Consider the following 23,200-nt stretch of genomic DNA (forward strand, 5'->3'; position numbering starts at 1 on the left):
ATCCGAACGGCCGACTGCTTTTAACGGTCCGATAGACCGTTACGCAGGCCAATTCGAGCGGCCGACTGCCTTTAACGGTCCGACAGACCGCTACGTAAGCCAATCCGAGCGGCCGACTGCCTTTAACGGTCCGACAGACCGTTACGCAGGCCAATTCGAGCGACCGACTGCTTTTAACGGTCCGACAGACCGTTACGCAGGCCAATTCGAGCGACCGACTGCTTTAACGGTCCGACAGACCCTTATGCAAGCCAATTCGAGCGGCCGACTGCTTTTAACGGTCCGACAGACCGCTACGCAAGCCAATCCAAGCGGCCGACTGCTTTTAACGGTCCGACAGACCGCTACGTAAGCCAGTCCGAACGGCCGGCTGCCTCTAACGGTCCGACAGACCGTTGCGCAAGCCAATTCGAGCGGAGCGCGAAAAATTAATCTACTCCGCACATAAAAAAAAGCCCGGACCGCGAGGCCCGGGGCGTTACCTTCTTGATGGCGACTAAGTATGAGAACGCGTTAATCCTTATGCTTGGTGAAGCTCGACGCGTTACGCCAGCGTCGGTTGTATGTTGCGGATCACGACTTCCGCCGAGGCCGCGGCGCGCTGCTCGAACTGCTTCATCAGCTTGTCGGGCTGCAGAGCCGCCTTCTCGGATTCCTCCAGCACTTCCTCCGGCGACGGCGCGCGGTAGATGTCCGCTCCCAAATCCGCCAGCTTGTTGACGATGCTCACATAGCCGCGTTCGATATGGTGGATGCCGCCGATTTCCGTGCTGCCGTCCGCCGCCAGAGCCGCGCAGATCAGCGCCGCGCCTGCGCGCAGGTCCGTTGCGGCCACGCTTGCTCCGGAGAGCTTAACGCCGCCCGTGACGATCGCCGTGCGTCCATCCACTTTAATCTCCGCGCCCATCTTGATCAGCTCGTCGACATGCATGAAGCGGTTCTCGAACACCGTTTCCGTAATAATGCTCGTTCCGTCCGCGACCAGCAGCAGCGTCATCATCTGCGCCTGCATGTCGGTCGGGAAGCCCGGGTAAGGCAATGTTTTCACATCGACGGCCCGAAGCGGCTTCAACGCGCATACGCGGATGCCGTTCTCGTCGCAGTCGACCTGCACGCCCATCTCTTCCAGCTTGGCGATGATCGGACCGAGATGGTCGCGAATCGCGCCTTCGACATAGACGTCTCCGCCCGTAATCGCGGCGGCCACCATATAGGTTCCGGCCTCGACCCGATCGGGAATGACCTGGTGCTCGGCCGCGCACAGCCGCTCCACGCCCTCGATGCGAATGACTCCGGTGCCCGCGCCGCGGACTCTGGCTCCCATCGCGTTCAGGTAGTTGGCCAGATCCACGATCTCCGGCTCCTTGGCCGCGTTCTCGATCACGGTCGTGCCGACCGCGGTCGTCGCCGCCATCATGATGTTCTCCGTGGCGCCTACGCTTGCGATATCCAGATAAATTCTGGCCCCGCGCAATTTTCCGTTCACTTTCGCTTCGATGGAGCCCTGCCCGAATCCGATCTCCGCGCCCATCGCCTCGAAGCCCTTCAGATGCTGGTCGATCGGACGAGTGCCGATGGCGCAGCCTCCGGGCAGCGAAATTCGCACCTTGCCCAGGCGCGCCAACAGCGGACCCATGACGAGGAACGAAGCACGCATTTTTCTGACCAGCTCGTAGGGCGCTTCATATGCGGTCAACGACTCTGCGTTCAGTCGTACGCTATCGTCTTGATGCTTCGCGTAAACCCCCAAAGCCGCGAGCACTTGAAGGATATTTTTAACATCGTCCAGGGCGGGAACGTCATGAATGACGCTTGATCCTTGCTCCGCCAGTAAAGAAGCGGCCAGGATCGGAAGGACGGAATTTTTAGCGCCGTGCACGCGGACTGTTCCCGTTAGGGTACGTCCGCCGCGGACGATGATTTTGCTCATGGGTGTTCCCTCCGCGCGTAATAGATTCATTCCGAAGCGCTGGCAAATATACCCGTCTCCGAAAAACCCAAATTTTATCATACCACTTCCAACAACATTGGCACAAGCGGCATTTTTTGGGACGACTGCCGTCGGTCGACTTCGTTCGGGTCCCGGCGAACGGAAGCCTGGGTTTGTAATATTATTACCCAATATCGCGAAATATCACGGGATACGGGGTGGAAAAGAAATTAACCGCCGCCGAACAGCCATTTCAGCGTGCCGACCCAATTCCAGTAGTCGAGCACGAACCGGGAGACGAGATGTCCCAATCCGATGGCGGTTAGCAATTGCAGCGCGCGAATCTTCGGCCCCCGCGGATCGCCGCGGACGAATTTCTCCCACTTGATCTCCTGCAGGGAGATCCAGGCGATAACGACGCAGCCTAATGTGACGAATATGGAAAATAACCCGTTCCATCCCGCCAGCTCGAACAATCCCGATTCGTTCCCCATTTACGACTCCTTCCGTCCGGTTGGCGGCGGCCGCGCCCGGACCGGTCTCGACGGCTAACCGCCGACGGCTTGCAGCTTTAATCCGTAATATCGATTGCGTTCGTACCCGTCCGCGGTCACCAGAACATAATATGTGCCGGGGGCCAGCATTATTTCTCCGCCCGCCGTCTTCTGGTCTTTCCCGTTGTTCCATTTCTCTAGCGTTTGCAGCTTTTTATCCCGCAATTCAACGTTAAGCTTCATCTGCGGCGGAATATTCGCGACATCGAGCTTTACTTTTGTTTTTTTCGTCAGCGTAAAACGATACCAGTCCCGGTCCCCGGACGTTTGGATCAGACCGTTGTAGGTCTTGCCGAACGCAAGGGGCGTGGACGCGAGCGCGCTGTCGTTGGGTTCGTATAAATCTTCCTTCTCGGTAATGTATTCCATCAGCACGGTATACGTCCCGACGACCTGCTCCGGATTGGACGACACCGCATTGGAGATGCGGAAATAATACTTGCCCGCCTTGGCCCCGGCAATCGTACCGTACTCGATTCCGCCGTCGCCGCGCTCATCGACGAGGATCATATTGCCTCCGGCCGGATAGATGCGCAGCTCCGGATCGATTCGCGTCGTATCCGGCGTCACCGTCAGCTTAAGGCTGCCGGGCTTGGGCAGCGTGACGGAAAACCAATCGACGTCTCCCCGCTTATGGAACGTTCCGGTCCATTTCTGAGTGCGGGCGGGCAGCGTGGCGGCCGCGGCGGACGTGTCGTTCGGCTCGCTGGCATCGGGATTCATCTCGAAGCCGGACACGAGGCGATAAGGCAGGGAAGCCGCCTTCGAGCTCTCGGGCATTTGCGTCAGCAGCCAATTGCGGCCTTTCTTCACCGGCCACTGCATCAGCATGCCTTGCGCAGTCGACTCGGCCGGCTTCGGCGGGATCAGCTTGCCGTTGCCGTCGTACAGCGCGAAGCGGCCCTGATCGCCCGACAAGCCGTATACTCCGTCGTACTTCGCCTCGAAGACGAACCAGTCCGCATCCGACTTTCCGTCCCAGATGCCCGCGGCTTCCTGGCCGACCGGCCATTCGGCGGCTCTCGCCCGCGAATTGTTGGGCTCCCGCCAATCCCGCGCATCGTCGGCCTGCAGCGCCTTCTTCGCCGACACGAGCCCGTAGCCGGAATTCGGCGTCCACGGCTTCAGCACGTTCAGCGGAGTCGCCGTCCGGCGAAGCGTCTCGCGAATGCGCAGCGGCTCCCAATCCGGATGGAGGGCCTGCAGCATCGCCGCGACCATCGCCGCTTGCGGCGCACCCATCGAGGTGCCCTCCATCTCGATGCCTCCGCCGCCGATCGCCAGCGTCTGCACCTGCCAGGACGCTCCGATATCGTTCTCCGGTCCTGCGGTCGACGACGCGACCGGCCGATTGTCCTCGATGCCGACGACGGAGAGGACGCTCGGATAGGCGGCCGGATACTGCACGGCGGCCGTCTCTCCGAATACCGCCGCGTCGTTGCCGCTGGCGGCGACGAGCAGCACGCCGCGGCTCTCCGCGTAATCGACCGCTTCGCGCAGGCTTTGCGCGTCGCGCCTCAGCCCCAGGGACATGACGATAATATCGGCGCCCTGGTTGACCGCTTGGCGGATGCCCTGCGTAAGCTTCTCCTCGTTGCCCGCCCCGAACTCGTCAAGCGCCTTGACCGGCAGCAGCTTGCCCTTCCATCGGCCTTGTCCCGGCGACGTCTCCCCGGCCATGGCCGCGGACAGAATCACTCCCGCGACCGCCGTCCCGTGACCGTTGTCGTCCTGAGCAGGTTTTCGAGCGTTAACAAGATTGATGCCCGGCAGCAGGTAGGGCTTTAGCTCCGGGTGATTGTAATCGATCCCCGTATCGATGACGGCAATCGTTGCCGTCACGTCCTTGTCCAGCAATGCCCAAGCTTCGTCGAATTCCAGCGTCTTGACGAATTCCGGCAGCGGCGGCGCCAGCCCCGGGGCATTGCGTATCATATCCGTTCCGATGGCTTGGGTGCGAACGATCGCCTCCGACTTGGGGGGAGCGGGCTCGGCCGGTCCCGGCACCGCGACCGCCACGGTGCCGATCAAGACGACGGACAGCGCGGCGAGCGCGCTCCGCTTCAGGGCGAACCCGGAGCGCTTTGGCTCGCGGAAACCGTTATCGTTCCTGCTCATCCCGCTTCCACCGCCTTTTTTCCCGCCATCGCAGGCAGCTCCTTCCTATTGTAACCGCGCGGTCTGATCAATTTCTGAATCGCCGCCGCAGAAAACTCTCTTTTCCTTGCATTTCCTTGCATTCCATAGCGCATTACAATAAATTTCGATTTTCGAGGGCCGATTCCCTGCTAGCTGCCGAAAAATAGGGACTAAGGTCGCAAATTGTCACGATAACGACAAAACCGCCGGAACGTTTTCGTTCCGGCGGAGTCATTCAGCCTCGAAATATTAGTTCGCCTCACCGTACCAGAAAATCCATTTGAATGGACAGGAAGCCGTCGATCCAATCCAGAATCGGCACCGGCAGGAAGCCGAGCGCCAGAGTCGCGAGCGCGCACAGCCAGATCGTGATCGCCGCCGGGCCGGTGAGCTTCAGCTTCGAATCCGTCGAACCGCTTCTCATGTACATTTGCCGGATGATCGTAAAATAAACCGCATAGGACACGACCGTCGTCACCAGCAAAATCGCCGCCAGCCAGTACGTCTTCGACTGGATCGTGCCGAACAGAATAAACAGCTTTCCGAAGAACCCGCCGGTCACCGGCAGTCCGGCCAGCGAGCAGAGCAGGATCGTCATCGCGACCGCCGTCCACGGCGCGCGATGGTACAGACCGGCAAAGCCGGATACCGTCTCGCTGCCGGAATCCTTGGCGAGAATCAGCAGCACCGAGAACGCGCCGATATTCATGAACGCGTAAGCGGCCAAGTAGTAAATGAACTCCGATAACATCGAAGTATGAAGTCCCCAGAATCCGAGGGCAAGCGGGATCAGCAGAATGCCCGCGTTGGCGACGCCGGACAGCGCGAGCAGCCGTTTGACGTTGCGCTGGCGAAGGGCTCCCGCCGTGCCGACGATCATCGCGGCCCCGGCCAGGACGCTCAGCCCCAGGAACACATCGTGCTGCAGGAAAGATTCATTGGCCGGGACGTAATGCGCCGAATTGACGAACAGGCGGTACAGCATCGCGAACGCCGCTCCTTTGGCCACCACCGCCAGGAACGACGTGACGGGCGTTGGCGCGCCCTGGTAGACGTCGGGCGACCAGGCGTGAAACGGCGCCAGCGCCAGCTTCGCCGCGAAGCCGGCGATCATCAGGAAAAAGCTGACGTAGAGCAGCCCTTCGGCATTCTCGATCGCCGAACCGAGTCCGCTGCGGATCGACGCGAGGTCCGTTGAACCCGTAATCCCGTACAGAAAGGACATCCCGTACAAAATAAAAGCCGAAGCCGTTCCGCCCGTGACGAAATACTTAAACGCCGCTTCGCCGGACAGCTTGTTGTTCTTCCGCACGGCTACCAGAATATAGGAAGAGATGCTGAGAAGCTCGAGCCCGACGAACAGCGTAATCAAGTCTCCCGAGGAGGACATGACCATCGCGCCCAATACGGCCGGAAGCACGAGCGAATACATCTCGCTCTTGATCGGAACGTCGTCGTCCCGGACCGCTCCAAGCGAAGAGAAGACGATAAACGCCGTCGCCCCGAGGAAAACAAGCTTTAACACGTTGCCGAAATCGTCTACGCGATAGCTTCCCGCCAACAGCTCGACCGCTCCCGCGTCGCCGCCCGTCAGATCGCTCATCAGCAGGACGACGAACGCCGCCGAGACGAGCAGACCGACAAGAGTCAGCCATCCGATCGCTCTCTCGCTTGCTTTGCGGGGGAGGATCAAGTCGAGCAAAGTCAGCACTACGGCGAACCCGGTAAGAATAAGTTCGGGGGTCACGTACCACAAATCGCTCCACGCTAAAGCGAGCTTCGTCTCCATGTTAACCCCCCACCCTCGTCTGTAATTGTTCCAGCAGTCCGCCGAAGCCGTTCTGCATCAGATCCGTCAACAGGGAAGGATATACGCCGAGCAGCACGATCAGCGCGGACAGCGCGATCATCGGCAGAGCCTCGATAAATCTGGCGTCCTTTACCTCCGCGTGCTTCTCCGGCAATTCCCCGTAGGTGATGGCAAGCACGCTGCGCAGCACGTAGACGGCGGCGAGAAGAACGCCCAGCACCCCGATCGCCGTCAGCACCTTCATCGAACCGAACAGCCCGAGGAACGAGAGGAACTCCCCGACGAAGCCCGACAGACCGGGCAGGCCGAGAGAGGCGAGTCCCCCGAGCAGCAGAATGCCCGCCGTGAACGGCATCGCCTTGGCCAGGCCGCCCAGCTCGCCCAGCTGCGTCGTGCCCGTACGCTCGTACAGGCTGCCAACGATCAGGAACAGCAGGGCGGAGATCAGGCCGTGGGATACCGATTGGAAGATCGCGCCCTGCAGGCCGACCTCTTCGAGGGAGGCGATGCCCAGCAGCACGATGCCCATATGGCTGATGCTGGAGTAGGCCAGCACAAGCTTGAAATCTCTCTGCACGCAGGCAAGCACCGCCCCGTACACGATATTGATCACCCCGAGCACGGCCAGCGCCGTCGCCCAAGAGCCCGCCTGCTCCGGGAACAAGCCTACCGCGAAGCGAATCAACCCGTAGACGCCCATTTTCAGCAAAATGCCCGAATGGATCATCACGACCGCCGGAGGCGCCTCGGTGTGAACCTTGAGCATCCACGTATGGAACGGGAAAATCGGCACCTTGATGCCGAAAGCGACGAGCAGCAGCACGAACGCCGCCCAACGCATATTGTCCGACAGGAACCACAGCGAATCCATGGTGTTATTGGCGTAAGCGCCGGGATCGCCCAGATTGCCGAGCAGGACGTCGTAGCTTCCGGAGAATACCCAGTTCGCGTTGTCCGAAGAGCCGAAGCCCAGCGTCGCGATCAGAATCAGGAAGGCGAACAGCATTGCCGCCGAACCCAATCCGTTGTAGACGAGGAAGCGAGTCGCCGCCTTCTCCCGCCCGTAATACCCCCAGATGCCGATCAGGAAAAACATCGGGATCAGCGTCACTTCGAAGAAAATGAAAAACAAGACCAGGTCCCGCGCCAGGAACACGCCGTATATTCCCGTCAGCAGCAGGAGAAACAAAGTATAGTACGTCTTATGGCGTTTGCGGATGTGCACCGAAGCGAGCGCCGCCATCGTTGAGACAACGCTTGTCAGCAGCAGCAGCGGCAGCGAGATGCCGTCGACCGCCAGATGATACTCGAAGCTGAGCTTCAGGGAATCGATCCCCTGCCCCAGCGCTTCGATGCTCAGCGGAATCGCCAGCCACTGCGCCTGCTCCGTATAGGCCGCCCCTCCCGCGGAAGGCTGATACGAGGCAAACAGCCATAAAGTCAGAACGAGCGGGATCAGCGTGAAGACGATCGCGGTTCCGCGAATCCAGTGGGCTTTGGCCCCGGGCATCAGGAGCGCGACGAGTGCGCCGAGCAGCGGCGCGAACGTAATCAGGGATAGAACCGGCAGGTCCTCCAGCATTACCAGAACCTCCTTCCGGCAATCGCGAGCATCAGAATCACGATGCCGACGACGGCGGTCAGCGCGTAAGCTTGAACCTGCCCGCTCTGCAGCCTGGAATTCAACCGGCCGACCGCGCCGACCGTCAGGCCGGACAGCCGGACGAGGCCGTCGACCACATAATCGTCGAACAGCTCGAGCAGCTTGCCCAAGCCTTGAAGCGGCTTGACGAAGACGACCTGGTAGAACTCGTCGATATAATATTTTCTCTCGAGCACCTTAACCAGCCCCGGAACGCGGGAAGAGACGACGTCCCTGCGGATCGTGCCCTTCGCGTACATCAACCAGCCGATATAGATGCCCAGCAGTCCGACGGCCGCCGACACAATCATCACCAGACCGCTGACGTGATGCTCCGCTTCCTCTCCAAGCAGCCAGCCGCCCAGCCAGCCGTTAAACGGCGTCTCCACGAAGCCGGAGACGACCGCCAGCACAGCGAGCACGATCAGCGGAATCGTCATGACGGACGATGACTCCTTGGCCTCCTGCCCTTCCCTCGGCTTGCCCGCGAAGACGAGGAAGAACAGCCGCGCCATATACAGAGCGGTGAAGAACGCCGCGACCAGACCGACGACGAACAGAATCGGCTGCTCCTTCAAGGCGACGGTCAGAATCGCGTCCTTGGACCAGAAGCCGGACAACGGCGGAATGCCCGACAGGGCTAGCGCCCCGATGCCGAACGTCCACGCCGTGATCTTCATCTTGCCGCCAAGGCCGCCCATCTCGCGAATATCCTGCGTATGTACGCTGTGGATGACGCTGCCCGCTCCGAGGAACAGCAGCGCTTTGAAGAACGCATGCGTGAACAGATGAAACATCGCTCCCGTAACGGAGCCGACGCCCAGCGCAAGCATCATGTAGCCGAGCTGGCTGACCGTCGAGAAAGCGAGAATCCGCTTGATATCGTTCTGCGCCAAGCCGATCGTCGCGGCGAAGATTGCCGTGAACGCGCCGACAATCGCTACCGTTGTCATGGCGACCTGGGACGCTTCGAAAATATCGAACGTGCGCGCCACGAGGAACACCCCGGCCGCGACCATCGTCGCCGCGTGAATCAAGGCGCTGATCGGCGTCGGCCCCTCCATCGCGTCCGGCAGCCAGACGTGCAGCGGGAATTGACCCGACTTGCCCACCGCTCCGAGGAAGATCAGCAGGGCGATCAACGTCGTGATGCCCGTGGAGATGATGCCTCCTTGCGTGTCGAACACGTTATGCAGCGCCGTGAAATCGAGCGCATTGCCCGGCATGTACCAGAACAGCAGCAGAATCGCGATCAGCAGCCCGAGATCCCCGATCCGCGTCACGATGAACGCTTTTTTGGCCGCCGCCTTCGCTTCCGGCTTGCGATACCAGAACCCGATGAGCAGGAACGAGCAGACGCCGACCAATTCCCAGAAAATATAGAAGGTCAACAGATTGTCGGCCAGCACCAGGCCCAGCATCGAGCTCGTAAACAAAGCCACGTAAGCGTAGAAAGTCGAGATTCTCTCGTCCTTCTTCATATATCCCTGCGAATACAGGTTGACCAGGAACGCGACCAGCGTAACGACGACCAGCATCAGCGCGGACAGATTCGTTACCTCGAACCCGGCCATCAGCTTCAGCTTGCCGATCGAGATCCACTCGAACTGCTTGCTGTACTCCGGCGCGTTGCTCGACGCTCTCTCCGCGGCTATGCCTACGGCCAGCGCCAGCGAGACGAACGAAGCGAGCGTGGCGATCCACGACCCCGCCCGCCTGAGCGACTTGCCGGTCGCCGTCAGCACGACGAACGCGACAAACGGGAACAGCGGAATCAGCCAGGCGTATTCGGTAAAGAAGGTGCTCATGAAGTTACCCCCTCAACTCGTCGAATTCGTCCACGTTCACCGTAACGCGGCTGCGATAGAAAACGATCAATATCGCGATGCCGACCGCGGCTTCCGCCGCCGCGACCGAGATGGTGAACAAGGAGAAGATTTGACCCGTCAACGACGGGAGCGCTCCGTATTTGGAGAAAGCGATCAGGTTGAGGTTCGCCGCGTTGAGCATCAGTTCGATCGACAGCAGCACGATGATCGCGTTGCGCTTCGTAAGCACCCCGTACAAGCCGATGCAGAACAAGACCGCCGCCAGCGTCAAGTAGGAGGACAGCATGCTCATTCCTCCCCCTCCTCTCTCTTCGCCAGCGCGATCGCCCCGATGAAGGCGACCGTCAACAGCACGGAAGTCAGCTCGAACGGAATCGCGTACCGGGTAAACATCAGCATGCCGATCTCCCGCGTATTATCTTCCGCCAAGGCGACCTCCGCGGCCGGGAAATCCGCATTGCGGATGGCGAAGAACAGAATGCCGAACAAACAGATGCAGCCGATTGCCGCCAACGTCTCCAGCAGCGATCTCGCCGGTTCGTTCCCTTCCCCGTCGTGCTTGGTCATCATAATGCCGAAAATCATCAGAATGGTAATGGCGCCCACGTAGAGCAGCACCTGCACGAAAGCGAGGAATTCCGCCTCCAGCACGACGTACAGCCCGGCCAGGGCGATAAAGGTGAACGCAATCGAGAGAGCCGTATGCACGACCTTCGTAAAATTGATCGCCAGCACCGCGCCGACGATCGCGCAGACCGACAGCAGGAAGAAAGCGACGAATTCTCCCGTGAATTCAATGTTAAAGTTGAACACCGCTTATTTGGCGCCCCCTTTCGGAGAGCCGATGTTGTTGTTGTCCAGGCGAATGTTCGTGTCGTTGTCGAACAGCCACTCCCTGTCCTTGAACAGCTCGTCGCGGCTGTAGGCCGCCAGCTCGAAGTTGTTCGTCATAACGATCGCCTCGGTCGGACAGACCTCCGTGCACAAGTCGCATAGAATGCAGATTTCGAAATTGACGTCGAACGTATCGATGACCTTGCCCTTCTTTTCCGGATCCGGATTCGGCTTGCCCGTCAACGTAATGCAATCGGTCGGGCAGATGCGCGCGCATTGATTGCACACGATGCATTTCTCCGGGTCGAAATACTGAATTCCCCGGAACCTCTCCGGCATCTGGATCGGGACGTCCGGATACTCGTACGTCACCTTCTTGGTTCCCATCGTTTTCAACGTTACGCCTAATCCTTTGAGCATGCCTTTCATATCGGCCGCCTCCCTATCCCATCAATTCTATGCCAATTGCCGTCAAGAAAATATTGAGAATCGCCAGCGGCAGCAATACCTTCCATGCCATTCCCATCAGTTGATCGACGCGCAGCCGCGGGAACGTCGCCCGCAGCCAGAACAGGAAGAAGACGATACAGGCAAACTTCAGGAAAAACCAGATCAGTCCCGGGATAAAATCCAGCTGCGGCAGCGGAGCGTTCCAGCCGCCGAGGAACAAAATCGTGGTCAGGCAGGCGATCGCGTAAACGTAGACGTACTCCGACAGCATGAAGAACGCGAAGCGGAAGCCGCTGTATTCGACGTGGTAGCCGGCGACCAGCTCGGATTCCGCCTCCGGCAAGTCGAACGGCGTGCGATTCAGCTCGGACACCGCCGCGATGAGGAAGATGCCGAAGCCGAGAATCTGCGGCAGGAAGTTCCAGTGCCAGAAGTAGCCGCTCTGGGCCAGTACGATCTCCCGCAAGTTGAGGCTTCCGGTCATCATGACGACGCCAACGACCGACATAACGAGCGGCACCTCGTAGCTGATCATCTGCGCCGCCGAGCGCATGCCTCCGAGCAAAGAATATTTGTTGTTGGCGGCCCAACCGGCGATGACGATCGCGATCGTCGTAATCCCGGAGAGCGCGATATAGTAGAGAAAGCCGACATTCAGGTCCGCGAACTGCAGATTCATCGAATACGGGATGAAGGCCAGCACCAGGAACGAAGGCACGAACGCCATCACCGGAGCCAAAATAAACAATCCCCGGTCCGCCTTGCGCGGGATCGTATCTTCCTTCAGCAGCAGCTTGGCGACGTCGGCCACCGTCTGCAGCAGGCCGAACGGTCCCGTGCGGTTCGGTCCTTTGCGGTACTGCATCCAGCCGATAACCTTGCGCTCGAAATAGATCGCGTAAGTAACGAACACGATCACGACCGCCAGCACCGCGATTCCCCCCGCGACGAAGATCGCCGCGTTGCCCCAGCTCAGGGGCTGATCCAAGAAGCGTTGCATCAGCAGTCAACCTCCCCCAGCACGATATCGATGCCGCCGAGAATCGTCACGAGGTTCGTCATGCTTTCGCCGACGAGCAGCTTCGGCAATATTTGCAGGTTCACGAACGACGGCCTGCGGAACTTGAGCCGATAGGGCTCTGCTTTGCCCTTGGACACGATGTGGCAGCCGATCTCGCCCCGCGGCGATTCGATGCGGACGTAGATTTCTCCGGCCGGCGGCCGAATGGCGCGCGGCACCTTCCCCATCGTATCCCCCTCGCCCGGGAACTGCTCCAGCGCCTGCTCCAGAATGCGCAGACTCTGCTCGAGCTCCGCGACGCGGACCAGATAACGGTCGTAGCAGTCCCCGTTCTTGCCGACCGGCACGTCGAACTCGAAGCGGTCGTACAAGCTGTAAGGCTCCGCCTTGCGCAGATCCCACTGCACGCCCGTGCATCTCAGGTTCGCCCCGGATAGCCCATAGTCGATCGCCGTCTCCGCGTCGTACTTGCCGACCCCCTTGACCCGGGACAGGAAAATCTCGTTGCCGCTGACGAGATTGTGATACTCGTCGAGCCGGAAATGCATGTCTTTGACGAACGTCTTCACCCGGTCGATCCAGCCCTCCGGCGCGTCCCATTTGACGCCGCCGACACGCATGTAATTGTACGTCAGCCTGGCGCCGCACAATTCATTGAACAGCCCCAGTACGCGTTCCCGGTCGCTGAAAGCGTACAAGAACGGACTAAGGGCTCCGATGTCCAGCAAATAGGTTCCCCACCAGACGAGGTGGCTGGCGATGCGCTGCAGCTCCATAACGATCAGACGCAGAAACTCGGCCCGTTCGGGAATTTCCAGTCCCATCATCTTCTCTACCGCATGGCAGAGCACGTAGTTGTTCGTCATCGCGGAGACGTAATCCATCCGGTCCGTATAAGGAATGATCTGCGTAAAATTCAAATTTTCCGCCAGCTTCTCCGTTCCCCGATGCAGATAACCCATCACGGGGGTTGCTTCCGTGATGATTTCCCCGTCCAGCTTGACGATGATCCGAAACACGCCGTGCGTGCTCGGGTGCTGCGGACCGACGTTGAGCAGCAGCTCTTCTGTACGAATCACGTGATCTTACACCTCCGGGTCCAGCGGAACGTAGTCTTTGCGTAGCGGATGGCCGACCCAATCGTCGGGCATCATGATGCGTCTCAAATCCGGATGCCCCGGAAAATCGACGCCCAGCAGATCGTAAATCTCTCTCTCGTTCCAGTTCGCCGTCTCCCAGACCGGAGTCGCGGAAGCGACGGACGGGCTCTCCCGGTCCGTGCGCACCTTTACACAGTAACCTTCGCGCGCGTTCATATTCCAGGGATAATAGACGACTTCCATATAAGTCTCGTAATCTACGCCGGACACGTTGCGCAAATACGCGCAGGCCAGCTCCGCATGGTCGCGGAACAGCCTCGACGCCTGCCCCCACCGCTCGTTCTTGACGACCAGCGTCGGCAGGTGATCGTTCGCTTCGTTGATATACGCCTCTTCCACCGCATCCTCCGCAACCAGCTCGCGCAGCATCGACGCGACGCGGTCCAGGCGCGGCTGGCTCGGCGACGGCGGCTTCGGCGGCGGCGCCTCGGCTCCGCCATCTCCGCTCGCGGCCTGCGCCGGGGCTCCTCCCTGCGCGGCCTGCGCCGCCGCTTGGGCTGCCGCCGCCTTTGCCGCCTCGCGCGCCTCCAGCGCCGCTTTCCGCCGCGCCGCCTTCTCCTCGTCCGTCTCCTTGCGACGTTCCGGTGCCGGTGCGGCCTCTCCTTCGCCCACCGTCGGGGCAGCCGCGGCGGCCGGAGCCGCTGCCGCTTCCTGCGCTCCATCTCCCGCAGACTGTGCTCCCGCCGCACTCGCCGCCCCTGCCGATGCGCCGCCCTTCGCGGCCTCAGCTGCCGCCTGTGCCGCCGCTGCCTTCGCCGCCTCGCGCGCCTCCAGCGTCGCTTTCCGCCGCGCCGCCTTCTCCTCGTCCGTCTCCTTGCGACGTTCAGGAGCCGGCGCCGCCTCTCCCTCGCCCGCCGTCGAAGCGGCCACGGCTGGAGCCTCCGCTGTCGCCGGCTCCGCTTGCCCTGCCTCTGCCGCCGGCTGCGCCGCTTCTTCCACAGCTTCCGCCTGCGCACTCTCCACCGCAGGCTCCGGCGTGGCTTGCCCTGCCTCTGCCGTCGGCTGCGCCGCTTCTTCCACAGCTTCCGCTTGCGAACCCTCCACCGCAGGCTCCGGCGCTACTTGCCCTGCCTCTGCCGCCGGTTGCGCTGCTTCTTCCACAACTTCCGCTTGCGCATTCTCCGTTTCAGGCTGCGCCACTGCTTGCTCCGGTTGTTTCTCCTCGCTCGATTGTTCCGTTACCGCTTCCGACGTTGGACGCTCAGCGGCTTCCGCAGTAGCTTCTGCTGGCGGCTCCGTTGTCGGAGATTTATTTTCATCAGGATTCTCGTCCCGTTTGCTCTCTTCGCTCATCGGCTAGTCACCTGCTTCCCGGTTTTCGCCTCGTAGCGGATTTTCGCCTGCAATTTATTAATTCCGTAGATCAAAGCCGCAGGATTCGGGGGGCAGCCCGGGATGTACACGTCCACGGGTACGATCTGGTCGACTCCCTTCACGACGGAATAGGACTTCACGTACGGCCCTCCCGCCGTTGCGCAGGACCCCATCGCGATCACCCATTTCGGCTCCGGCATCTGATCGTACAGTCTCCTCAGTAACGGTGCCATTTTTTTCGTCACCGTACCGGAGACGATCATCACGTCGGCTTGCCGGGGAGACGTCCGAAACATTACCCCAAAACGGTCCAAATCATAATGAGCGCCCCCCGCAGCCATCATTTCGATAGCGCAGCATGCCAAACCGAAGGTCAGCGGCCACAGCGAGTTGCTCCGCGCCCACCCCTTCAATTGTTCAATGGTGCCAAAGAAAACGTTGCGCTCCACTTCCTTCCGGTCCTCCGGGGATACGTTCGCTAAATCGAGTTCCATTTGAACACCTTCTTTCTCCATGCGTACACCAGGCCGACGAGCAGCAAGCCCGCGAAGATCAACATCTCAACCAACGCAAATAGACCCAGCTGATTGTAAGCTACGGCCCAAGGGTACAGAAATACGGTTTCCACATCGAAAACTACGAACATAAGCGCATACAAATAGTACCGGACGTTAAAGCGGATCTGGCTGCCTCCTACAGGCTCGTTCCCGCTCTCGTAAGTGGTCATCTTCTCTTCGGTAGGCTTTCGGGGCCGAAGGATAGAGCCGAGCCACAAGACGAAAATCGGAAAAGCGATTCCCAGCACCAGGAAGACGGTAACAATGACGTATGAGTTGACGTAGTTCTCCACTGCAACGCCTCCGCAAATAGGTAAATTTACCCCACAATTATAACAAATGCCCCCAATCAAGTCCATGAAAAAAGCGTTTTCATTGGAAATGATTCAGACCAATCCTTTATTCGGCCCCTCTTCGTCTTGGAACGCGCAAGAACCGCCGAGCATTCGCTGCAGCGGTTCTAGCTGTTCCCGTACCTTTTATGCCAACGTCGACTTCAGCATCCAGACCTGCTTTTGCAGCTCTTCCACTTGTCCGATCAGAATATCCGAAGTCGCCGTATCTCCAGCTTCCTCAGCCGAAGCAGCAGAATCCTTCAGCCCCTGGATCAGTTCCTTCAAGTCGGCTATCGTTGCCGTCAGCATATCGTTCTCGCTCTTGGCTTTATCCGCTTCCTTGATCGTGGCGTGCTCAAGAAACTCCTTCATCGTCGAAAACGGCTTTCCCTCAATCGCGAGAATCCGCTCCGCCAACTCGTCCAACTTCAACGCCGCCATCTCGTACAGCTCCTCGAACTTCGCATGCAGTACTGGAAAATGCGGCCCCTTCACATACCAGTGATAATGGTGAAGTTTAATGTACAACACCGTCCAGTTGGACAATTGAACGTTAAGAGCATCCGTTAGCTTATTCATCGCGACTCCTCCTCGTCTAACTTTACCTTGCTTACTATAATGTACCCCGTCCGGCGGAAAAGAATCAGTGACAACCATCACGCCCTCACTTTTTCGCCGCCCCTTATGCCAATCTCACCGTCTCACCGTCTTGTCTACCCGCCTCCCCTTGCCGCCCCTTTGTCACGTTATCTCTTCATCTAAATTACCTTATCCTCCTATCCCTTTGTCTCATCATACTCTCCGCCACTCCATCTCCTCTTGCCTATTCTCGGCCCTTTTGCCGTTATCCCTTTGACTCAGCCTCCGTCTCATTTTTCGATGCAACTCCATCTACCCACACTGTTTTCGACGCTTTTGCCACTATCCCCTTAACTCAGCCTCTGTTCTCATTTTCGCACCCCAACTCCACCTACCCGCGCCGTTCTCGACGCTTTGGCCACTATCCCCTTAACTCAGTCTGTTTCATTTTCTCTCCGCAACTCCATCTACCCACTCCATTCTCGGTGCTTTTGCCACTATCCCCTTAACTCAGCCCTCTCTACCTTGTTTTGGCACTCCCCCTCAACTTTAGGTATAGGCATTGTCCCGTTCACTCAGGCTCGTTCCCTCCTACTTCGTCCAGAATAGGAAGATTTCCCGTATTCTGATCGAAAAGGGATACCGGCAAATGGGATGAAAATCGTTACTTCACTGATCGACGGGGATACCGGCAAATGGAGCGAAAATCGCTACTTCCCTGATCGGCGGGGAAAGCGGCAAATAGAGCGAATATCGATACTTCACTGATCGGCGGGGATATCGGCAAATGGAGCGAATATCGCTACTTCACTGATCGAGGGGGATACCCACAAATGGAGCCAATATCGCTACTCACTGATCGAGGGGGATACCGGCAAATAGAGCGAATATCGATACTCACTGATCGACGGGGATAGCGGCAAATGTTTCGAATATCGCCACTTCACTGATCGACGGGGATACCGGCAAATAGAGCGAATATCGCTACTTCACTGATCAAGGGGGATACCGGCAAATGGAGCGAAATCGCTACTCACTAATCCACGGGGATAGCGGCAAATGGAGCGGAAATCGCTACTCACTGATCGACGGGGATACCGGCAAATGGAGCGGAAACCGCTACTCACTGATCGACGGGGATACCGGCAAATGGAGCGGAAATCGCTACTTCACTGATCAAAGGGGATATCGGCAAATGGAGCGAATATCGCTACTCACTGATCGACGGGGATACCCACAAATGGAGCGAAATCGATACTTCACTGATCGACGGGGATAGCGGCAAATGGAGAGAATATCGCGACGATACTTCGAGAAAAAACATAATGATCGAATTCGCCCGAACGCCAAACAAAACAAAAAAACCGCCAGCAAGAGAATCGATCCCGATCCTTCTGCCGGCGGTTAGCCGAATATCGCATTTATTTTGCTTATTGCACAAGCCAGCGTACCGGCCTCTGTTTGACTACTCTTGCTTCTCGACCGTTTCCAGACGAGCAATCGCGCGCTGCAGCGCCAGTTCGGCGCGTATCGCGCTGATCTCCGCTTGCCTCTGAGCCAGACGGCGTTCCGCGCGCTCCTTCGCGAGACGGGCGCGGGAAACGTCGATATCCGCGCCGAGCTCGGCGGCATCGGCCAGAATCACGACTTTGTCTTTACGCACTTCCATGAAGCCGCCATGAACGGCAATACTCTCGTGCGTATTGCCGATCTTGACTTTCACCGGAGCCACTTTCAGCGGCGTAACCAGAGGAATATGATCGGGCAGAATGCCGAGCTCGCCGGATATGCCTTTGACGACGACCATATTCACGTCTTTCTCGTAAACCTTATGCTCCGGAGTGACGATCTCCAACCGTAAGGTACTCATATCGATCCCTCCAAACCGGCCGCCGGATTAAACCTCAGCAGCGAGCTTCTTCGCTTTCTCGACCGCTTCCTCGATAACGCCGACATTGTGGAAAGCCGGTTCCGGAAGATCGTCGTGCTTGCCTTCGAGGATTTCCTTAAAGCTGCGGATCGTTTCTTTGATCGGAGCATAGACGCCCGGGATGCCGTTGAACGCCTCTGCGACGTGCAGCGGTTGGGACAGGAACAGTTGAATGCGACGAGCGCGTTGAACGACCTGTTTGTCTTCATCGGACAACTCGTCCATCCCGAGGATGGCAATGATGTCTTGAAGCTCTTTGTAACGCTGCAGCAATTTCTTAACGCCTTGCGCTACGTTGTAGTGCTCTTCGCCGACGATTTCCGGAGCGAGAATCCGGGAGGAGGAAGCCAGCGGGTCAACCGCCGGGAAAATCCCCATCGCAGCGATGTTACGCTCCAGGTTGGTCGTTGCGTCCAAGTGGGCGAACGCCGTAGCCGGAGCCGGGTCGGTATAGTCATCCGCAGGAACGTAGATCGCCTGGATCGACGTTACGGAACCTTTTTTCGTAGAGGTGATGCGCTCTTGAAGCTGACCCATCTCGGTAGCCAGCGTCGGCTGGTAACCAACCGCGGAAGGCATACGGCCGAGAAGAGCCGATACTTCGGAGCCCGCTTGGGTAAAGCGGAAAATATTGTCGACGAACAGAAGAACGTCGCGGCCCTCTTGATCGCGGAAATACTCCGCCATCGTCAGACCCGTCAGAGCAACGCGCATACGCGCGCCCGGAGGCTCGTTCATCTGGCCGAACACCATCGCCAGCTTCGCGATAACGCCGGAATCCGTCATCTCGTGGTAGAGGTCGTTACCTTCACGGGTACGCTCCCCTACGCCGGCAAATACCGAAATACCGCCGTGCTCGGATGCGATGTTGTGGATAAGCTCTTGCATCAGAACTGTTTTGCCTACGCCCGCGCCGCCGAACAGACCGATTTTGCCGCCCTTGGTGTAAGGAGCGAGCAGGTCGACGACTTTAATGCCCGTCTCGAGCATTTCCGTCTGGGTCGTCAGCTCTTCGAACGACGGAGCCTGACGGTGGATCGGGTTCGTGTGCGTGCGATCGACTTCGCCCTTGCCGTCGATGGAATCGCCCAGCACGTTGAATACCCGTCCGAGTGTAGCGGGACCGACCGGAATCGTAATTGGAACGCCCAGATCCACGCCTTCCATCCCTCTGACCAGACCGTCCGTCGAGGACATGGCGACCGCGCGGACAAGGTTGTCGCCGAGGTGCGTCGCGACTTCTACCGTCAGGTTGATGGCGACGCCGCTATCGGTTGTTGCTTCGATTTTAATCGCATTGAGAATGTCCGGCAGGTGACCGTGGTCGAACTCGATGTCGACAACCGGCCCCAGGACCTGGACAACGCGCCCTTTGCTCATGGATTTACCTCCTAAAATGGTGCGATCAATTCATTATGCGCCTTCGCGTCTACGGTTGATCGTCACGGTGCAATTGCATTCTTGCCCCGACGGGCACGAAGGCAATCGCCACGATTGTTATTGCTGTGCGTTGGCTCCGGCGACGATCTCGGAGATCTCCTGCGTAATGGCCGCTTGACGTGCACGGTTGTAGTGCAGCGTCAGCTCGGCGATCATCTTCGTCGCGTTCTTCGTCGCGTTGCCCATCGCCGTCATCCGCGCTCCGAATTCGCTGGCTTTGCCCTCCAGCACTGCGCTGAAGACAAGCGTTTCCGCGTATTTCGGCAGCAGGACGTTAAGCACTTCTTCCGCGGACGGCTCGTACTCGTAATCGCCCTTGCCCACGCCCGACTCCATGTCGCCAAGAGGCAGCAGTCGCTTCAAGGTCGGCACTTGCACGATCGCGTTGCGGAATTCGTTGTAGGCCAGGTACAGCTCGTCGTACGATCCGGCTTCGAAGCCTCCGACCGCTTTGGCCGCGATTTCTTTGATGTCGTGGAATTTCGGCGAATCGGCCACTCCCGTTACTTCGTCCACCAACGGTATGCCGCGGCGCGTGAAGAAATCGCGACCTTTGCGACCGATGGCGAAGACTGCATACTCCTCCGGAGACTTGTGGTTCTCCTTGATCGTCTGCAGCACTTTGCGCAAAATGTTGGAGTTATACCCGCCGGCCAGTCCGCGGTCGGACGTGATGACCAAATACGCGGTCCGCTTGATCGGACGGCTCTGGAGCATCGGGTGTTTGCTGCCGCCCGAACCGGAAGCGATGCCGGAGACGACTTCCTTCAATTTATCCGTGTACGGACGAGCGGAGACGGCCGCCTCTTGGGCTCTTCTAAGCTTGGAGGCCGCAACCATCTCCATCGCCTTCGTAATTTGTTTCATGTTCTGCTTGCTTCGAATCGAGCGCTTGATTTCGCGCATCCCTTTAGCCAATCGTTTCACCACCTTATTGCCGGGACCGACTCGGGTCGGTCCGGCTCAAGCTTAATGTTGCGTTCCTTACCGGGCTATCGGCTCGGCGGCTTAGGCCGATACGTTAAAGCCTTTTTTGAATGCCGCGATCGTGTCGATCAGAGCTTGATCGGTTTCCGCCGTCAAGTCGTTCGTTTCACGGATCGACTGGAAGATTTCCGGACGGTTCGCATCCACGTACGTCAGGAATTCCGCTTCGAAACGACGAACGTCCTGTACCGGAATCGAGTCCAGATGGCCTTTGGTTACGATATAGAGAGAAACGACTTGGCGCTCGACCGGAAGCGGTTGGTTAACGCCTTGCTTCAAAATTTCCAGCGTGCGGATACCGCGGTCCAGACGCGACTTCGTCACTTTGTCGAGGTCGGAGCCGAACTGCGCGAACGCCGCCAATTCGCGGTATTGGGCAAGGTCGGTCTTGAGCGTGCCCGCAACCTTCTTCATCGCTTTGATCTGCGCGGAGCTGCCTACCCGGGATACGGAAATACCGACGTTAACCGCCGGACGTTGACCGGAGTAGAACAGATCCGATTCCAGGAAGATCTGACCGTCCGTAATCGAGATTACGTTGGTCGGGATATAGGCGGAGACGTCTCCTGCTTGCGTCTCGATGAACGGCAATGCGGTAATCGAGCCGCCGCCCTTCTCGTCGCTCAGCTTGGCTGCGCGCTCAAGAAGACGGGAGTGCAGATAGAAGACGTCGCCCGGATAAGCTTCCCGGCCCGGAGGACGGCGAAGCAAGAGGGAAAGTTCGCGGTATGCCGCGGCTTGCTTGGTCAAGTCGTCATAGACGATCAGAACGTGCTTGCCGTTGTACATAAACTCCTCGGCCATCGATACGCCGGTATAAGGAGCAAGATAGAGCAGCGGTGCAGGCTCGGAAGCGTTCGCCGTAACGACGATCGTGTAGTCGAGCGCGCCGTGCTTGCGAAGCGTTTCGACCAAGCCGCGCACGGTCGATTGCTTCTGGCCGATCGCAACGTAGATACAGATAACTCCGTTGCCTTTTTGGTTCACGATCGTATCGACGGCGATCGTCGTTTTACCGGTTTGGCGGTCGCCGATGATCAGTTCCCGCTGGCCGCGGCCGATCGGGATCATCGCGTCGATTGCTTTGATACCGGTCTGCATCGGCTCGTGAACGGATTTACGGTCCATAACGCCCGGAGCCGGGGATTCGATCGGACGGGTTTTCGTCGTGTTCACGGGACCGTTGCCGTCAACCGGCTGGCCCAGCGAGTTAACGACGCGGCCGAGCAGCTGCTCGCCGACCGGCACTTGCATGATGCGGCCGGTTCTCTTCACTTGGTCGCCTTCGCGGATCGTCGTGTAAGGACCCATGATGACGACGCCGACATTGTCTTCCTCCAGGTTAAGAGCCATGCCGACAACGCCGCCCTCGAACTCGAGCAGTTCCCCTGCCATACACTTCTCCAATCCGTGTACGCGAGCGATTCCGTCACCGACTTGGATAACGGTGCCGACGTCGACGACTTGAATATCGGATTGGTACTGCTCGATTTGTTGCTTGATCAGACTGCTGATTTCCTCGGGCCTAATACTCAATTCGTTCACCCCTGTCTCCATTGCTTGCAAATGGTAAATGGTATGGTTTATTCGTTAGATCACTGCCGATTGCAGCGTTTTGTCCAGACGTTCGAGTTTGCCCTTGAGGCTTCCGTCGTACAGCGTGTCGCCGATGCGAACGGTCAGTCCTCCGAGCAGTTCGGGGTTCACGCTGTTCGTGACCCGTACCTTCTTGCCGAGCAGCGCTCCGAACTTGTCGGCGAGCTTGGCCTGCTCTTCGTCGCTGAGCGGAGCCGGCGACGCGACATGCGCGTCCGCGCGGCCGAGCGCTTCGCCGGCCACCTGCAAATAGGCAGCCAGAACGGAGGCGAGTTCGCCTTCGCGGCCGCGTTCGATCAGCAGGCTGATCGTATTGAGGACAAGCGGCGACGCTTCCGCGCCGAAGGCTTGGAAAAGCGTCTGCTTCTTCGTCTCAAGCGTAATGTTGGGAGCGACGAGGAATGCGCGAAACTCGGGGTTGATCTGCAGGACGTCGACGATCAGCTGCAGCTGCGTCTCCGTCTCGGCTACGAGCCCTTTTTGCTGGGCGGCGGAAAACAGCGCTTTCGCGTACCGCTTAGCCACTACCGTGCCGCGGCTCATGATTTATTCCCTACATTCTGCAAATATTGATCGACCAGTTCCTTCTGGGATTGCTCGTCGACTTGTTTCTCGATAATTTTGGATGCGATCAGGACGGACAAACCGCTGACTTGCGCCTTAAGCGCGGCAACCGCCTTGTTCTTCTCCGTTTCGATTTCTTGAAGCGCGTCTTCTTTGATTCGGGTAGACTCGTTGCGAGCCGTCTGAACGATATCGTCCGCTTGCTTGGAGCTCGTCACTCTAGCCTGTTCAATAATATCGTAGGCTTCTTTGCGAGCCTGCTGCAACGCTTGCTTCTGCTCTTCTATGAATTGATCGGCTTCCGCGCGGTTTTTCTCGGCGCTGTTCAACTGCTCCTGAATCATCTCGCGACGCTTCTCCATGATGCCGAACAACGGACCGAATGCGTACCTGTTGAGAAGCCAGTACAAAATGCCGAACGCGACGATCGCGAATACGAACGATTCCCATCTAAAATCCATGGTTGCACTCCTTTCCGTAATCTGTCCCTATCTGATTAAAAAACGATGGCGTGGAGGGCTTTGGCCTT

At 58.6% G+C, this 23,200-nt stretch carries 21 protein-coding genes; all 21 read right to left on the reverse strand.

Translation table 11 applies throughout. The features are described 5' to 3' along the window. Positions 1-544 precede the first annotated feature (544 nt). On the reverse strand, positions 545-1,930 hold the full coding sequence (murA, locus tag ACFFT4_RS06405; RefSeq protein ID WP_378046036.1) for a UDP-N-acetylglucosamine 1-carboxyvinyltransferase: 1,386 nt from the start codon (positions 1,928-1,930) through the stop codon (positions 545-547). A 230-nt stretch (positions 1,931-2,160) separates the two neighbouring features. Continuing rightward, the gene (locus tag ACFFT4_RS06410; RefSeq protein WP_378046038.1) at positions 2,161-2,424 is read right to left on the reverse strand and encodes a DUF1146 domain-containing protein; all 264 of its coding nucleotides are present in this window, start codon (positions 2,422-2,424) and stop codon (positions 2,161-2,163) included. A gap of 54 nt (positions 2,425-2,478) precedes the next feature. Continuing rightward, positions 2,479-4,602: a S8 family serine peptidase gene (locus ACFFT4_RS06415; RefSeq protein WP_378046040.1), complete on the reverse strand. Its 2,124-nt coding sequence runs from the start codon at positions 4,600-4,602 to the stop codon at positions 2,479-2,481. A 280-nt stretch (positions 4,603-4,882) separates the two neighbouring features. Further along, positions 4,883-6,412: an NADH-quinone oxidoreductase subunit N gene (locus tag ACFFT4_RS06420; protein WP_378046042.1), complete on the reverse strand. Its 1,530-nt coding sequence runs from the start codon at positions 6,410-6,412 to the stop codon at positions 4,883-4,885. Position 6,413: 1 nt separating this feature from the next. Further along, positions 6,414-8,015 (reverse strand): complex I subunit 4 family protein, encoded by a 1,602-nt coding sequence (locus tag ACFFT4_RS06425; protein WP_378046043.1) that lies wholly within the window; start codon positions 8,013-8,015, stop codon positions 6,414-6,416. Continuing rightward, complete coding sequence (gene nuoL, locus ACFFT4_RS06430; protein ID WP_378046045.1) at positions 8,015-9,883, reverse strand: NADH-quinone oxidoreductase subunit L; 1,869 nt, start codon at positions 9,881-9,883, stop codon at positions 8,015-8,017. Before nuoL ends, ACFFT4_RS06425 begins: the two co-directional genes overlap by 1 nt. A gap of 4 nt (positions 9,884-9,887) precedes the next feature. Continuing rightward, positions 9,888-10,196: an NADH-quinone oxidoreductase subunit NuoK gene (gene nuoK, locus ACFFT4_RS06435; RefSeq protein WP_378046047.1), complete on the reverse strand. Its 309-nt coding sequence runs from the start codon at positions 10,194-10,196 to the stop codon at positions 9,888-9,890. Then, on the reverse strand, positions 10,193-10,717 hold the full coding sequence (locus ACFFT4_RS06440; RefSeq protein WP_378046049.1) for an NADH-quinone oxidoreductase subunit J: 525 nt from the start codon (positions 10,715-10,717) through the stop codon (positions 10,193-10,195). Before ACFFT4_RS06440 ends, nuoK begins: the two co-directional genes overlap by 4 nt. A gap of 3 nt (positions 10,718-10,720) precedes the next feature. Further along, entirely contained in the window at positions 10,721-11,167 is a 447-nt protein-coding gene (gene nuoI / locus ACFFT4_RS06445; RefSeq protein WP_378046051.1) for an NADH-quinone oxidoreductase subunit NuoI, read from the reverse strand. 13 nt (positions 11,168-11,180) lie between these two features. After that, positions 11,181-12,188, reverse strand: a complete 1,008-nt coding sequence (nuoH, locus tag ACFFT4_RS06450) for an NADH-quinone oxidoreductase subunit NuoH (RefSeq protein WP_378046053.1) — start codon at positions 12,186-12,188, stop codon at positions 11,181-11,183. Then, a complete protein-coding gene (locus tag ACFFT4_RS06455; protein ID WP_378046054.1) occupies positions 12,188-13,288 on the reverse strand; it encodes an NADH-quinone oxidoreductase subunit D in 1,101 nt (366 codons plus the stop codon). Before ACFFT4_RS06455 ends, nuoH begins: the two co-directional genes overlap by 1 nt. 6 nt (positions 13,289-13,294) lie before the next feature. Continuing rightward, a complete protein-coding gene (locus ACFFT4_RS06460) occupies positions 13,295-14,662 on the reverse strand; it encodes an NADH-quinone oxidoreductase subunit C (protein WP_378046055.1) in 1,368 nt (455 codons plus the stop codon). Next, positions 14,659-15,177 (reverse strand): NuoB/complex I 20 kDa subunit family protein, encoded by a 519-nt coding sequence (locus ACFFT4_RS06465; protein WP_378046057.1) that lies wholly within the window; start codon positions 15,175-15,177, stop codon positions 14,659-14,661. The genes ACFFT4_RS06460 and ACFFT4_RS06465 overlap by 4 nt, the downstream gene beginning before the upstream one ends. Continuing rightward, entirely contained in the window at positions 15,162-15,533 is a 372-nt protein-coding gene (locus ACFFT4_RS06470; RefSeq protein WP_378046059.1) for an NADH-quinone oxidoreductase subunit A, read from the reverse strand. Before ACFFT4_RS06470 ends, ACFFT4_RS06465 begins: the two co-directional genes overlap by 16 nt. A gap of 186 nt (positions 15,534-15,719) precedes the next feature. Next, a complete protein-coding gene (locus tag ACFFT4_RS06475; RefSeq protein WP_378046060.1) occupies positions 15,720-16,154 on the reverse strand; it encodes a Dps family protein in 435 nt (144 codons plus the stop codon). A 1,465-nt stretch (positions 16,155-17,619) separates the two neighbouring features. Then, complete coding sequence (locus ACFFT4_RS06480) at positions 17,620-18,024, reverse strand: F0F1 ATP synthase subunit epsilon (protein ID WP_378046062.1); 405 nt, start codon at positions 18,022-18,024, stop codon at positions 17,620-17,622. Between the two features lie 27 nt (positions 18,025-18,051). Next, a complete protein-coding gene (gene atpD / locus ACFFT4_RS06485) occupies positions 18,052-19,464 on the reverse strand; it encodes a F0F1 ATP synthase subunit beta (protein ID WP_378046063.1) in 1,413 nt (470 codons plus the stop codon). A gap of 117 nt (positions 19,465-19,581) precedes the next feature. After that, the gene (atpG, locus tag ACFFT4_RS06490; protein ID WP_378046065.1) at positions 19,582-20,442 is read right to left on the reverse strand and encodes an ATP synthase F1 subunit gamma; all 861 of its coding nucleotides are present in this window, start codon (positions 20,440-20,442) and stop codon (positions 19,582-19,584) included. Between the two features lie 90 nt (positions 20,443-20,532). Beyond that, complete coding sequence (gene atpA, locus ACFFT4_RS06495; protein ID WP_378046066.1) at positions 20,533-22,047, reverse strand: F0F1 ATP synthase subunit alpha; 1,515 nt, start codon at positions 22,045-22,047, stop codon at positions 20,533-20,535. A 54-nt stretch (positions 22,048-22,101) separates the two neighbouring features. Next, entirely contained in the window at positions 22,102-22,650 is a 549-nt protein-coding gene (locus tag ACFFT4_RS06500) for a F0F1 ATP synthase subunit delta (protein WP_378046067.1), read from the reverse strand. Then, positions 22,647-23,132 (reverse strand): F0F1 ATP synthase subunit B, encoded by a 486-nt coding sequence (gene atpF / locus ACFFT4_RS06505; protein ID WP_378046069.1) that lies wholly within the window; start codon positions 23,130-23,132, stop codon positions 22,647-22,649. Before atpF ends, ACFFT4_RS06500 begins: the two co-directional genes overlap by 4 nt. Positions 23,133-23,200 lie beyond the last annotated feature (68 nt).

The sequence above is a fragment of the Cohnella cellulosilytica genome, from assembly GCF_042431195.1.
GTDB classification, from domain to species: Bacteria; Bacillota; Bacilli; order Paenibacillales; family Paenibacillaceae; genus Cohnella; species Cohnella cellulosilytica.

What these genes read in the sequence shown, in the direction of transcription:
- murA (WP_378046036.1), bottom strand. Translation starts at nt 1,930, where the DNA reads ATGAGCAAAATCATCGTCCGCGGCGGACGTACCCTAACGGGAACAGTC.
- ACFFT4_RS06410 (WP_378046038.1), bottom strand. Translation starts at nt 2,424, where the DNA reads ATGGGGAACGAATCGGGATTGTTCGAGCTGGCGGGATGGAACGGGTTA.
- ACFFT4_RS06415 (WP_378046040.1), bottom strand. Translation starts at nt 4,602, where the DNA reads ATGAGCAGGAACGATAACGGTTTCCGCGAGCCAAAGCGCTCCGGGTTC.
- ACFFT4_RS06420 (WP_378046042.1), bottom strand. Translation starts at nt 6,412, where the DNA reads ATGGAGACGAAGCTCGCTTTAGCGTGGAGCGATTTGTGGTACGTGACC.
- ACFFT4_RS06425 (WP_378046043.1), bottom strand. Translation starts at nt 8,015, where the DNA reads ATGCTGGAGGACCTGCCGGTTCTATCCCTGATTACGTTCGCGCCGCTG.
- nuoL (WP_378046045.1), bottom strand. Translation starts at nt 9,883, where the DNA reads ATGAGCACCTTCTTTACCGAATACGCCTGGCTGATTCCGCTGTTCCCG.
- nuoK (WP_378046047.1), bottom strand. Translation starts at nt 10,196, where the DNA reads ATGAGCATGCTGTCCTCCTACTTGACGCTGGCGGCGGTCTTGTTCTGC.
- nuoI (WP_378046051.1), bottom strand. Translation starts at nt 11,167, where the DNA reads ATGAAAGGCATGCTCAAAGGATTAGGCGTAACGTTGAAAACGATGGGA.
- nuoH (WP_378046053.1), bottom strand. Translation starts at nt 12,188, where the DNA reads ATGCAACGCTTCTTGGATCAGCCCCTGAGCTGGGGCAACGCGGCGATC.
- ACFFT4_RS06460 (WP_378046055.1), bottom strand. Translation starts at nt 14,662, where the DNA reads ATGAGCGAAGAGAGCAAACGGGACGAGAATCCTGATGAAAATAAATCT.
- ACFFT4_RS06465 (WP_378046057.1), bottom strand. Translation starts at nt 15,177, where the DNA reads ATGGAACTCGATTTAGCGAACGTATCCCCGGAGGACCGGAAGGAAGTG.
- ACFFT4_RS06475 (WP_378046060.1), bottom strand. Translation starts at nt 16,154, where the DNA reads ATGAATAAGCTAACGGATGCTCTTAACGTTCAATTGTCCAACTGGACG.
- ACFFT4_RS06480 (WP_378046062.1), bottom strand. Translation starts at nt 18,024, where the DNA reads ATGAGTACCTTACGGTTGGAGATCGTCACTCCGGAGCATAAGGTTTAC.
- atpD (WP_378046063.1), bottom strand. Translation starts at nt 19,464, where the DNA reads ATGAGCAAAGGGCGCGTTGTCCAGGTCCTGGGGCCGGTTGTCGACATC.
- ACFFT4_RS06500 (WP_378046067.1), bottom strand. Translation starts at nt 22,650, where the DNA reads ATGAGCCGCGGCACGGTAGTGGCTAAGCGGTACGCGAAAGCGCTGTTT.
- atpF (WP_378046069.1), bottom strand. Translation starts at nt 23,132, where the DNA reads ATGGATTTTAGATGGGAATCGTTCGTATTCGCGATCGTCGCGTTCGGC.